Raw genomic sequence first — 11,018 nt, forward strand, 5'->3', positions numbered from 1 at the left:
CAAGAAGGGTAAGCCTTATAAAGGCAGAAAGTGCTGTGCCAAAATTGATGCACGTTTTAAAGAAGCTGAGGCTGAATTATACAATTTATGGCCTGCTGAAGGGTTGGTCAATCAAGTTCGTTCTAATTATCGCTATGGCATAGTCCCCGATAAAATCCCTTTTTATGGTTGTTTGATTTATTTTGATAAAGAGCATCGCAAGGCTGAACCTGACGACAGGATTAAAGGACTAGTGGCACGTGCTAATTTGTTTATGGCTGACCGTTATCAGATTCGTTTAAGTTCATCGCAACGTCAATTATTTAAAGCCTGGAATCAACAATTTCCACCGACAACCTGGGAAAGAGAGTGGGGAAGGGCGGTAGCAAGCCTTGAAGGTTATCCTAATCCTTATATCGAAGCGCAGACCTAGATTAGACTTTCGGTTTTATCGAATCTTTTTCTTTATATTTGGCACTATTGACTGCTTGGGTGACAGGGTAGGCCATTAAATCGATGGGCTTATCTGCTGCTAAGAGTTCTTTTAAGTGAGCGGCAGATAATTGTTCTTCTCTTAGCCATTCTTGGGTTTGAAGGGGTGAGAGCATCCAGGGCATGCGCTCGTGTAAGGTTTTTACCAAAGGGTTATGGGCATTAATGGTAAGTAGGCAAAAAGAAGGTAGATTCTCATCTTTTTCTTGTTGCCAAATGGCAGCAATAGCAAGTAACTCATGGTGGCGTTCTTCAATAAAAAAGGGCTGTTTTTCTTTAGTCTTTTCAAGGTGAAGCCATTCAAAAAAGCCACTCATGATTAACACACAACGCCTATGTTGCACGGATTGCTTAAAAGCCGGTTTTTCTAAAATGGATTCAGCTTTGGCATTAATAAGTAGGGGTGGTTTTTTACCCGTCAAGGCCTGAGAATACCAAGGAATAAATCCCCAGCGCATTTGAATCCCTGTTATTTGGGCTTCATTGTTGACTAAACAAAGTGCGGGTTCTGTCGGGGCGACGTTGTAACTGAAAGGCAGATTTTCACAAGAGGCAACTGAAAATTGCTTTAAAATGGTTTCAACATCGGTATTAAGGGCAAAACGTCCACACATAATGGCAAATGGATTAATGAGAGTGTTTTTTACAGTATAGACAAGTCTCCTTCATGTTTTTTGAGGACTTAAACGCAAAAGGAGCTTACCTTTCGGCAAGAGGCTAAGCTCTTCTCCCTTAGCTATAATAGACAGAGGCAAATCATTCCAGGAAGGATAAAAAAATGATGAATCCTCGTCTATTACTGATTGAACCGGATGGACTTATTCAACGATTTGAGCAGTTGCTTTGGAGAAGTCAGCAAGCAGAAGTGGACATTGCTATGAACGGAGATAGGGCTTTAGAGCTAGCTAATCGTCATTTATACGATGTGATTGTTGTAAATCCTGAGCTTGAGGATGGATTTGATGGCTTTGAAGCAATCCTTGCCATTAAACATCACACCATTAATCATCAAGTTCCGTTTATGCTGGTGACATCTAATGAAACGCTTAGCTACCTTAGCCAAGCCATTGAGCTTGATATTAATTGGTATATGATAAGACCCTTAAACAAAGCAATTACTAGGGCTGTAATGAATTGGATTAAAGAGCCTAAACCAAGACCCTCTTGTCTTATTGTTCATAATCGCCACTTGATAGCCTCTTAAAAGGAGTAATCAAGATAGCCGCAATTAAAGTTAAACTTCTAGCATTTCAGCTCGAAACGAATAGCGAATTCTTGCGCCAATCTCTGAAGAGGGTAGGGCATTGGAAGCCCCTGGTTTGCCATAAATAACCTCATCAAGCCATTGCTTTTCTTCAAGCAAGTGCTCATTAGAAATGATTTTCCACCAGGATTTAGGCAGTCGATTAAGCCCATCAGACCAGCGATAATCGCGTTGTTTTAGTAAGTCCTTTTTATCAAAAGGCGCGTGAGCCGCGACGAGCAGCGTTTCTTTTTTGCGAACATTCGCTTTTAATTCTTCAAAGGCATTGGAGTCTTGAATTAATAAATTAAAAGTGGCCCAACAATCATTTAAAGCACGGTGACCGTCATAGAAGTAGCCTAATTTCCAATTGATATAATCGAGCTTGCTACTTTCAATCAAGCGCTTTTTCCAATCAATGTCTTTCATGGTGCAGCCAAACGGTAGGGCTTGCACAATGGGTTTAAGAGAGGCAGGCGTTTGTAATTCTAAAAAGTTTCTATCAAAGCCTGAGTTATGACAAATGATGAGATGAGAAGAGGATAGAATTTGAGTGACTTTTAGCCAATCGATGGCTTTGCCTTGAACGTCTTCATTGGAAATACCAGTCACTTGAGTGACTTCGAGGGGAATGGGTTTTCCAGGGTCGTTTAATTCGTTATATGTATCGATGACAGCTAAAATACCGTCAGCTTTGGAAAAGGAGAAAGAAAGGAGACCTAATTCGATGATTTCGTGAAGGGATGCATCAAGGCCCATAGTTTCTAAATCAATGATTGTTGCTATAAACTGCTGAGAGTCGGTCTGCGTACGTGGCGTATAAAGTGAGGGGACTCGCTTTAGTAATTGATACTCAGAATGTTGAGAAATCAGGCTAATCAATTCTTCAGTCATTTTGAAAGGACTTTTAGTTATTATGCTTATCATAAAATGATTTGGACAAATATCCTAAAGGAATGTGAAGCAATTTTAGAATGAGTTAGAATGGAGTTGATGAATTCCTTTTACTGAGTACAGCAAATTATGTCGCATTATTTAGTAGAAACTGCATTCTTGCGTAAAAATGGTTCTCAATTACCAGTCCAAATTCATTTTGAATATTTTATTCCGCCTCTTTTTCAAGATTGGCAAGATAAAGCGCATGGTAATATTCAAATTTTACAACTACTTCATTCAGGCAGCAAAGAACCCATTATTGATTTACAGCTGGAAGAAATGATTGGTATTAGACGAATTTGTTGGGATTATTTGGAGGAGAAAAAGTTATTATTGAGTCCAAATGTAGTTTCTATGTTTTCGCGTTAATTTGGAAAATAACGGTTATTTGCTAGAATGCCAATAAGTTAAAAGCAAACCCTCTTCACTAAAGTTAGGTCTATTGAAATAAAGGATTAAAAATGGAAATTGTTAATATCTTCTTTGAAGAAACGCTTGTCATTCAAATTAATAACCAACTCGTTACGATACTCCCTAAAAAATCTCCCCAGCATGGAGATATTTCGTTTGGAATTAACGCACCTAAGTCCATCTCGGTTGACCGAGAAGAAGTTTATCATTTAAAAAAACGACCCCAGAGAGTTCTTTAATAACAGATCTCCATAGTTAACAATATCTGAACCCTTGAGCTCATATACAGCAAAATAGTAACCAATCAACCAATTTCTAATAGTTAAATACGTATAGACAGCTTTCTTCGCTCTCGAGGAAAGCTGTCTATGGGCATCTTGTATTAATTGTATAAGATTGCGAAAACTCAACTGGGCTTGTTGAGACTTATTCATAGATGCTCTGTCCTAAGGAAACTCTCTTAAAATGCCTAGCGTGTACTTCGGGACTGTTTTGTGACAACTTTGTTTCCTTTTCACTAAAATAGTTGGAACTATTAACCATATTTGAATAAATATAGAGCAAGAACAATTTTTCCTATATTTTAAAGGCTACTTAGTTCTAAGTTCAAAGATTCATATTTTTCATAATGACCATTTTATGCGCATGTAAATTTATTGGTGAACTAGAATGTTGTCTGGAAATAGCCCCGCCGTACACGCTAGGCGCCATTAAGTAAATTAAGAATTAGATTTCTGAGAGAGTAGTGGCAAAGAGATTATTTATAATAGTCCTAGCATTCAAAGTGGGGTGTGTACTATATTATGACTTTTATTGAAGTGAGAGACTGACATGCCAAATCGTGTATTTGTAGTTTCTGAATGGTTAGCAAAAGAAAATCAGGAGCAGGAATTGCGAGAGCAATTTACAAAACTATTAAACCTTTCCTTAGAAAATGAAGCTGGTTGTATTAGCGCTCGAGTAACGCATCAGGTAGAGCACCCCGGGTCTCCTACAAAATCCAAGTACACTATTGTTCTCCTTCAAGAATATTCTGATATTAAAGCCTTTGATATTCACTGTAAGGCTGAATACGTGACTAATTTTTTTAAAAAATTCATTGAAAACAAGGAAACATCTATAGTTGAAGATTGGCAGTGTAGGTTATTTAGCGCCTGATATAGCCCAATTTCTTCATTTTTTGTAAAGAGTGAAGAAATTTGGAGTCAATATACTAAGAACTAATATTTATTGTTTCGTGATCTATAGTCACAAATTATATTGTAAAACGATATGAAATAAAACATAATTTGTGATCTTAAATCACACTTAATTAAATAAAATGGAAGCGAACGATTTAACTCTCATCGGAAAAAAGCATTACGGAACACGTTGGAAAACACCTCTTGCTCACGCATTAGGATATCGGAGAGAAACCATTTCTCGATGGGCATCAGGAAAACAAATTATTCCTGTTTCTGCAGCAAAAGCATTATGCTTATTAGATAAGCAAATAAATAAAATTCAATATAAAGAGAAGCGTCATAATGCTGAAGGGATTGTCAAAATCATTGGATCTGCATCTCTAATACACGGTGATGCTAGAAAAGTCGCTTTAAATAGTTCAGTAGATGTTATTTTAACTGACCCAGTTTGGCCTAATGCGATAGAATCATTATCTGGTTCACATGATCCATTTACACTACTTTCGGAGTCACTTTTTCATTTAAGTCAATTTTTAACAAACAAAGGTCGAATAATTATTCAATTACGATGTGATAGTGATCCACGTATTTTAAATGCCGTTCCGAATCAATTTTCTTTTATTAGGACTGTGACTCTTCCATATGCCTTACCTAGTAAACTAGGTAGAATACTTATTACTGGTGATGTAGCCTATATTTATGGTACGGCACCCAGATCCAGAGCTGGCAATCATCTGCTGCCAGGGCAGCCCCATAGTGACTTTTGTCCTCCTGCTCAACCTGATAAATATAATTCTAATCATCCCTGCCCCAGAAATTTATCTCACGTTGAGTGGTTGGTTGAAAAATTCACCGAGCCAGGCGACATCATTCTTGATCCATTCATGGGAAGTGGAACGACAGCTGTAGCAGCCTTAAACAGAGGACGTAATTTTATTGGAATTGAGATTGATAAAAAATTCATTGTCTCATCTGAAAAACGTATTGAGAAACAAATTAACCAATTTTTATGAATCCGAATACAATTACCAATGGCAATAAAGGGGTTTTTATTAACTGTTATTATCACACGCCAAGCAAATTGAATTATTACGTTGAGCAAGTTAATTAAGCCAGTAAAGAAAACAGAGTAAAATATATTTCTGAATAACAATGAATTTATTAACTTATTTGTTAGATTTGAAAATGCATTCATTAATGGCTTAATATCTTGCCAACACAATTTTTATTTATTATCAGAAGAATACCATTCCGATAAGCGAGTCTTGTCGTCCCCATTTGAAACTGAGAAGTAGTATAATTCAAAGAAATTAAAACATTTCCCGCTTCACTTTTCCAAACGGCCATGTTTTCATTATCGTCAAGTATTAAATATGTCTCTGTATCATTGAACTTTTTTCCATTAACATCAAAATAGTTGCAGCTCAAAATATTACCAAACTTATTACACTTGGTGGTTGAAATATCTCCTTCCAAGACATTCAATACGTCTATGCCAGAAATTAATTTACACTCAGTATCTTTAAGTATTATGGGCGATGAAGCTACAAAGGGTGTAAGAGATATGAGAAGGCAAAAGATAATTTTTTGCATAGTATTGAGGCATATAGAAGTTTTACTAATTATAGACAACGACTTTGTGAAGAGTAATAAATGACCAGTTTAAAAGCTCAATATTAATCCTTGTTTATCCTTGCATTAGTCAAGTAAACTTTGTGACAGATAACGTACCTTATCCATCACAAAAAGGGTCTAATGAGGAAAAAATAAAAAAGGTACCCTATGAATTTCCTGGATGGCCAAAATTCAAAAAATCGAAAGTTCGTGATAGATAAGATTTTTCACCCCTTAGATGTTCATTTTGACACCAATTCACTTTCTGCATGGTTGTCCTATTATTACTCAGTGCATGTCAAAGGGGCTCCTGAGAAAACAGAAAGCGCTAAAAAGAATGACCTCTCCAAATTTGTTCATTTCTTCCAATCGGAAGTAGGGCATGACATGGTTGATAATTGGACGCCAGCTGTTAGCAAACAATTCCAGAAAAACTTATGTAAAACTATTTCTGATAAAACGGGTAAACCTTATAAAGCAACTTCCATCAACCGGACTATGGCCACGATTCGCCATGTGGGAAGATGGCTTCATCAACAACGTCCCTTGTTAGCAGGTGATCCACTTGCCCAAGTCAAAGATTTACAAACTGATGCTCCCGATTGGAACGGGCTCACTTCGCGCGAGATGATGCGGCTTAAATCTGCATGTGAACAACGGATTAAAAGTTGTACTCGTAAAAATCAAAACCCTGTAATGGAGGCGGCTTTATTTTATGTGCTAATGGGAACAGGTCTTCGCGAATCAGAAGTTGTTTCATTAAATGTAGGGCAATATCGACAAAAAGGACTTTATGATGTGCTACGTCATAAGTCCAAAAGGATAAGCAATAAAATACCTTTGCCCCTAGAGAGTAGAGAATATTTGGATTCGTATTTGGAGAAAAGACAGACATCTGAAGGTGAGCCTTTATTTATTACGAGATATGGAACTCGTTTGCAAACTTTGGATGTGTATCGGATTTGTCAGAGAGTTTTAAAGCAAGCGCTAGTTTTCTTGCCTGATAATGAAAAATTTAAGTTTGCTCCTCATCAACTGCGCCATACATTTCTAAAAAAAGTGACTGACAAGCATGGTGTTCATTTTGCTCAGGAACTTAGTGGTAACGTATCTATTAAAGAAATCTTTCGTTATGCAAAATCTAGTCAAGATGAATTACAGTCCACAATAGAGGAATTATTTGAATAAGATTATTATAAGGAAAATACCGTGCTGCATAAAGTTGGTGTCCGGTATATCGAGGCAAGATCACTATACTGGATACACATTTACTATATAATTTATTTTTTGATAGCTAAATCAAGTACTTATTTTATACTAAGATCATTAAAGTGCCTCTTATTTAGGGTAGAGCCATAAACGCGGCCACCGTTGTGAGCCGCATTGGTTCTTTTCCGTATTTTTTATTTAAGGCTCTTAGGTACGACGCCGCCGCTTTCGGCGAGCTTAATCATAACCTGCTTGTGGAGCCAGACATTCATCTCAGCCGAACCGTCGAGCGCTCCAGTGTAGCCAAGTTCCTGGGCAAGCTGTTTGCGGGCGCTAAGGCTTGAATCGAGGTTCAGTAGCTTCATCATATCGACAATGGATTGTTTCCAATTGTAGTCCTTACGACCAGCAGTATCGGCGGCCCTTTGGATCATCGCTTCGACTTCGGCTCCTGTCATCGGCTTTGGGGTGGAGGGGGCTACATCCGTGTTGCCGGAAATGCCGCCGGCGTCCACTGATGTAGTTGCTTTTGCAGTTCCGAAAACTTTGGAAACGATGCTACCAAATATGCTCATGACTTCCTCCTTGTTAGATCATTAAAACGAAACATATGGCGCGAAACTAAATTCCGAGCGCTATCGCTGGCACGCTTTCTTCGTTAAGTCTAGTACCCACTTTCTGATCTTACAACTTTTTCAAATAGTTCTTTAAATGCCCATTGCAATATTTCAACTATTTCACAGGGCATATATTATATCTTTTTGTTTTTAAATATATTTATTAGATTAAGTAGGTTGAAAGTTCCGTTACTCCCCGAAGGCCTGTAGTAAAATTATTTTCGATATCCTAACTTAGAAATTTTAACCCTATTTTTTACCAACTCCATCCTGGATTTTCCATAAAATAGAACGAAGGGTAAAGGAGTAGAGAAAATCCCCGTTTTCTTGCCTGAAATATCAATTTTATCAATTTGTGTCTGCGCGCAGATATATTGTTGAGGAAGAAAGTGGATAAAGAACTCTCTAACATAAATGAAGAACTGTTATATTCTGATATAAGTTTTCTGGGCTTTATGAGTAATAAAAAGAACAAGATGGAGGGCGAATGGTTGAAAATTATTCGATTATCTCCCGTAGCCTGGCAACATATCAATTTGATTGGAAAATATGAATTTTATAATGACAAAGAATGTCTAAATCTACATGAGGTTATACAAAATTTAATAGCAAATGAAAAAATCGATTTATTGGCTACAGCTTAGACTGGTAAAGGATTATAAGGATGTACTGGGAAATTTCGTACCTTCCTGAAAGGAACCCCTATTTGCTTTATATGTGGTGTTTGATTGTCAATTTTTCCTCCTATCCATTTAATGGCTGAAAGTTGCGATTCATTTTTCCAAGACAAAATGCATTTTCAGTAGTGCTAGATTAAAATTCTTAGATACTTCTTCACTAGATGCTATTGAAATTGCTTCAGTATTCTTTCGGCATCAGTGTATAAAGCAAAGTGCCAGCACATGATAGATAAATTGGTGTAGAGTTATTTTTACAGTAGACAATAGAAGATCTTAAAAGGATGTGCTAAATCTAAACTATTTCAAGGACCCAACATTCAATAGAAACTAAACAATTAATTAGCTATGATCTATAGAAGCTGAACCACATACTATACAATATTTTCGGAGAAAGTAAGGATACATGCGTAAATATAAGTGGTTTTTACTTACATTCTGTCTTGAAATTACTGGGTGCATGGAATTGCCAGAGGAATCTGCTTTTATATGTAATATTGATATGCCCTATACTAATCCTACTGAAAAGATGAATTTTTTTGTTAAGTTTAATTTTCAGGGCTATAAATACTTATTAGGTTCTAAAGGGGGATGTGAATTTAGAATTTTAGTTGAAAAAAATCAATGGGGTGCAAAAAAGTATGCAAAAGCTAGTTATGATAACGACACTTATGCATGCATAGTGGGGAAATCAGGGGGGATTAATTTTTTAATAGACAGATATACTGGTTACTTAATTGCAAAATTTGGAAGTACTTCATATTATGGTAGTTGTAAAAAATTACCCAAAAAATTGTAATAAATTGGTTTTGACTAAGAACTTCTTGATAAAAAAGGAATTTTAATTATTTTTGAGCTTTGGAATAGCTATTATGGATGGTGAAATAAATAAGAGCGTTAATGAAAAAAATATCGATCATGCTTTTATTCAATCCTAATCAGGTAATGCAAAAAGAGATTATATTTCAAGTTAAGCTTGCCGATGCTCAAGATAAGTATAATGATTTTATAGGGGATTTTCCGATCTGATATTTTAAATTTTTGTGTCAGGGCGGAAGTTACGATAGCTAGGCCTAGTAGTTACACTAAGATGATTCTGGGGTTCCAGCTAATGACTCCTAAGAAAGAGTTTGTAGTGAAATTAATCTTAATGCCCTTATTGCTGTGATCTTCTCGGGAATCTTAAAACTATGCTCACTCAATCCATGAACAAATTCTTCTATGGTATCTAGCATCTCCTCATCAAAATCAGGGTGAAAATAGTTAAGTAATCCATTCAATAACATAAGGACATTACTTAGTCCGAAGTCTTTAGTTTCATTCTGAGGTAACGCAATTTTCACTTTACGTAGCGCTTCTGATAGATATCCTATTTTCCACAGTACAGAAACAATGAAAAGATACTGCTAAATATCCTTTTTTAGGATCTATTCGGTCAATCAGTAAAGCAACAAACTGATTGCGTTAAAAACGATATTTAATTTTTTGAAAAAACTCATTGCCAGTTTGGGCTGGATATGCCGTAAAACCCTAATTGTCCCCGTTTTAGAACCCATAAAATACTGCATAAGTAGGGAAATAAATCACCTATTTTCTTTTCTATATATCAATAATTGACATATATCAATTATTGATATATAATTTTTTAATGAACTGGACAATAAAAATAACAAATAAAGCAGCCAAGCAAGTAGATAAGCTACCTAAATCTGCAAAAGCAACGCTATTACTTTTGCTTCGCGATATAGAGCGAAACGGACCAAGTACAAGTGGAAGCTGGAAAAATTATGGAAAACTAAAAGGCATGATAGGGGACAAGCGTCATTGCCATTTAATGAAAGGAAAGCCCACGTATGTTTGTTGTTGGGAAGTAATAGATAAACAAGTAAAACTTATTGAGGTGTATTATGTCGGAACACATGAAAAAGCCCCATACTGAAAGTATTGCTATGGTTACTTGGCATGGGGCACATTATGCATTGCCGGTAGGTATTATAGAAAAGTATAGGGTAAAAGAAGAAAGCAAAACTGATTTATCTATCGATGACGTGTTTGGTGATCTAATTAATGAACATGGTGAACCTGGTCTTTTATTAAAAGGTTTACGTCATCGAGAAGGTTTAAACCAAATTGAGTTAGCTAAAATTTTAAATATTTCTCAAACTAATTTATCTGCGATGGAGAATGGTAGGCGGGCTATTGGAAAGGAATTAGCAAAACGTATAGGTGAAAAATTTAAAATTGATTATAGGAATTTTTTATAGATTAAAATGAAAGGAACTTTAAAAAGGATGATGGTATTTAGTAGAGTTTTCATTAAACAGAACTCTATCACCTGCATGGATCGCAGAGTACCAAATTCAACTTCCTGATAAGAAAGTGTTACAAGAAAAAATACACGAGCTACTATCAGATGAATAAAATAGTCTCGCCAGTGGTGAGACTATTTAGGCCGATTCTATAGATCTAATTTTTCTAAGAATCAGTTACCTATTTTTAATAATTTAAAGAGAGGGCAGGGCTTAAATAAATTTAATAAGTCTGATTAATTCAATAATCAGACCTTATATATAAAGTGTAGTGGCGGATTCAACTGGTAAATGCAACTCCAAAAATTAAGATAACACATTCGCAATCATAATAACTTCATCGTGAG

Annotated in this window: 17 protein-coding genes; 12 read left to right on the plus strand and 5 right to left on the minus strand. The window is 36.1% G+C overall.

The genetic code is table 11. The features are described 5' to 3' along the window. The coding region (locus Ldro_RS15275; RefSeq protein WP_193786662.1) for an endonuclease at positions 1–412 on the plus strand (412 nt) is incomplete at its 5' end. Position 413: 1 nt separating this feature from the next. Here Ldro_RS15275 and Ldro_RS15280 read toward each other — a convergent pair. Beyond that, positions 414–1,085: an SOS response-associated peptidase gene (locus tag Ldro_RS15280; RefSeq protein ID WP_058497296.1), complete on the minus strand. Its 672-nt coding sequence runs from the start codon at positions 1,083–1,085 to the stop codon at positions 414–416. 164 nt (positions 1,086–1,249) lie between these two features. Between Ldro_RS15280 and Ldro_RS15285 the strand changes: the two genes are divergently transcribed. Further along, entirely contained in the window at positions 1,250–1,675 is a 426-nt protein-coding gene (locus Ldro_RS15285) for a response regulator (RefSeq protein ID WP_058497297.1), read from the plus strand. Between the two features lie 30 nt (positions 1,676–1,705). On the opposite strand, the gene Ldro_RS15290 is transcribed toward Ldro_RS15285, so the two are convergent. Beyond that, on the minus strand, positions 1,706–2,608 hold the full coding sequence (locus Ldro_RS15290) for a 3'-5' exonuclease (protein WP_058497311.1): 903 nt from the start codon (positions 2,606–2,608) through the stop codon (positions 1,706–1,708). 129 nt (positions 2,609–2,737) lie between these two features. Between Ldro_RS15290 and Ldro_RS15295 the strand changes: the two genes are divergently transcribed. From Ldro_RS15295 to Ldro_RS16855, 4 genes are all read left to right on the plus strand, one after another. Next, complete coding sequence (locus Ldro_RS15295; RefSeq protein WP_058497298.1) at positions 2,738–3,019, plus strand: hypothetical protein; 282 nt, start codon at positions 2,738–2,740, stop codon at positions 3,017–3,019. Between the two features lie 92 nt (positions 3,020–3,111). Beyond that, positions 3,112–3,300, plus strand: coding sequence for a carbon storage regulator (locus Ldro_RS15300; protein WP_058497299.1), 189 nt, complete (start codon positions 3,112–3,114; stop codon positions 3,298–3,300). A 592-nt stretch (positions 3,301–3,892) separates the two neighbouring features. Beyond that, positions 3,893–4,219 (plus strand): putative quinol monooxygenase, encoded by a 327-nt coding sequence (locus tag Ldro_RS15305; RefSeq protein WP_058497300.1) that lies wholly within the window; start codon positions 3,893–3,895, stop codon positions 4,217–4,219. 163 nt (positions 4,220–4,382) lie between these two features. Beyond that, entirely contained in the window at positions 4,383–5,258 is an 876-nt protein-coding gene (locus Ldro_RS16855; protein WP_058497301.1) for a DNA methyltransferase, read from the plus strand. A 181-nt stretch (positions 5,259–5,439) separates the two neighbouring features. Here Ldro_RS16855 and Ldro_RS15315 read toward each other — a convergent pair whose 3' ends face one another. Further along, positions 5,440–5,838: a hypothetical protein gene (locus tag Ldro_RS15315; RefSeq protein ID WP_058497302.1), complete on the minus strand. Its 399-nt coding sequence runs from the start codon at positions 5,836–5,838 to the stop codon at positions 5,440–5,442. 189 nt (positions 5,839–6,027) lie between these two features. Here Ldro_RS15315 and Ldro_RS15320 point away from each other — a divergent pair, with 189 nt between their 5' ends. Then, complete coding sequence (locus Ldro_RS15320) at positions 6,028–7,047, plus strand: tyrosine-type recombinase/integrase (RefSeq protein ID WP_058497303.1); 1,020 nt, start codon at positions 6,028–6,030, stop codon at positions 7,045–7,047. A 215-nt stretch (positions 7,048–7,262) separates the two neighbouring features. Here the strand turns inward: Ldro_RS15320 and Ldro_RS15325 are convergent, their stop codons facing one another. Continuing rightward, entirely contained in the window at positions 7,263–7,643 is a 381-nt protein-coding gene (locus tag Ldro_RS15325; protein WP_058497304.1) for a DUF3597 domain-containing protein, read from the minus strand. Between the two features lie 431 nt (positions 7,644–8,074). Between Ldro_RS15325 and Ldro_RS15330 the strand changes: the two genes are divergently transcribed. From Ldro_RS15330 to Ldro_RS16935, 3 genes are all read left to right on the plus strand, one after another. Then, positions 8,075–8,329, plus strand: coding sequence for a hypothetical protein (locus tag Ldro_RS15330; RefSeq protein ID WP_058497305.1), 255 nt, complete (start codon positions 8,075–8,077; stop codon positions 8,327–8,329). Positions 8,330–8,768: 439 nt separating this feature from the next. After that, on the plus strand, positions 8,769–9,161 hold the full coding sequence (locus Ldro_RS15335) for a hypothetical protein (protein WP_058497306.1): 393 nt from the start codon (positions 8,769–8,771) through the stop codon (positions 9,159–9,161). A gap of 101 nt (positions 9,162–9,262) precedes the next feature. Then, entirely contained in the window at positions 9,263–9,391 is a 129-nt protein-coding gene (locus Ldro_RS16935) for a hypothetical protein (RefSeq protein WP_274519123.1), read from the plus strand. 89 nt (positions 9,392–9,480) lie between these two features. On the opposite strand, the gene Ldro_RS15340 is transcribed toward Ldro_RS16935, so the two are convergent. After that, positions 9,481–9,705, minus strand: coding sequence for a hypothetical protein (locus tag Ldro_RS15340; protein WP_058497307.1), 225 nt, complete (start codon positions 9,703–9,705; stop codon positions 9,481–9,483). Positions 9,706–10,010: 305 nt separating this feature from the next. Here Ldro_RS15340 and Ldro_RS15345 point away from each other — a divergent pair, with 305 nt between their 5' ends. Next, the gene (locus Ldro_RS15345; protein WP_058497308.1) at positions 10,011–10,301 is read left to right on the plus strand and encodes a type II toxin-antitoxin system RelE family toxin; all 291 of its coding nucleotides are present in this window, start codon (positions 10,011–10,013) and stop codon (positions 10,299–10,301) included. After that, positions 10,270–10,626, plus strand: a complete 357-nt coding sequence (locus Ldro_RS15350; RefSeq protein ID WP_083498002.1) for a helix-turn-helix domain-containing protein — start codon at positions 10,270–10,272, stop codon at positions 10,624–10,626. The genes Ldro_RS15345 and Ldro_RS15350 overlap by 32 nt, the downstream gene beginning before the upstream one ends. The last annotated feature ends 392 nt before the right edge of the window (positions 10,627–11,018 follow it).

This window comes from Legionella drozanskii LLAP-1 (assembly GCF_001467585.1).
GTDB lineage: Bacteria > Pseudomonadota > Gammaproteobacteria > Legionellales > Legionellaceae > Tatlockia > Tatlockia drozanskii.

Excerpts from the sequence above, each read along its gene's own strand:
- Ldro_RS15280 (WP_058497296.1), bottom strand. The coding sequence starts at position 1,085 with ATGTGTGGACGTTTTGCCCTTAATACCGATGTTGAAACCATTTTAAAG.
- Ldro_RS15285 (WP_058497297.1), top strand. The coding sequence starts at position 1,250 with ATGATGAATCCTCGTCTATTACTGATTGAACCGGATGGACTTATTCAA.
- Ldro_RS15290 (WP_058497311.1), bottom strand. The coding sequence starts at position 2,608 with ATGACTGAAGAATTGATTAGCCTGATTTCTCAACATTCTGAGTATCAA.
- Ldro_RS15295 (WP_058497298.1), top strand. The coding sequence starts at position 2,738 with ATGTCGCATTATTTAGTAGAAACTGCATTCTTGCGTAAAAATGGTTCT.
- Ldro_RS15300 (WP_058497299.1), top strand. The coding sequence starts at position 3,112 with ATGGAAATTGTTAATATCTTCTTTGAAGAAACGCTTGTCATTCAAATT.
- Ldro_RS15305 (WP_058497300.1), top strand. The coding sequence starts at position 3,893 with ATGCCAAATCGTGTATTTGTAGTTTCTGAATGGTTAGCAAAAGAAAAT.
- Ldro_RS16855 (WP_058497301.1), top strand. The coding sequence starts at position 4,383 with ATGGAAGCGAACGATTTAACTCTCATCGGAAAAAAGCATTACGGAACA.
- Ldro_RS15315 (WP_058497302.1), bottom strand. The coding sequence starts at position 5,838 with ATGCAAAAAATTATCTTTTGCCTTCTCATATCTCTTACACCCTTTGTA.
- Ldro_RS15320 (WP_058497303.1), top strand. The coding sequence starts at position 6,028 with ATGAATTTCCTGGATGGCCAAAATTCAAAAAATCGAAAGTTCGTGATA.
- Ldro_RS15325 (WP_058497304.1), bottom strand. The coding sequence starts at position 7,643 with ATGAGCATATTTGGTAGCATCGTTTCCAAAGTTTTCGGAACTGCAAAA.
- Ldro_RS15335 (WP_058497306.1), top strand. The coding sequence starts at position 8,769 with ATGCGTAAATATAAGTGGTTTTTACTTACATTCTGTCTTGAAATTACT.
- Ldro_RS16935 (WP_274519123.1), top strand. The coding sequence starts at position 9,263 with ATGAAAAAAATATCGATCATGCTTTTATTCAATCCTAATCAGGTAATG.
- Ldro_RS15345 (WP_058497308.1), top strand. The coding sequence starts at position 10,011 with ATGAACTGGACAATAAAAATAACAAATAAAGCAGCCAAGCAAGTAGAT.
- Ldro_RS15350 (WP_083498002.1), top strand. The coding sequence starts at position 10,270 with ATGTCGGAACACATGAAAAAGCCCCATACTGAAAGTATTGCTATGGTT.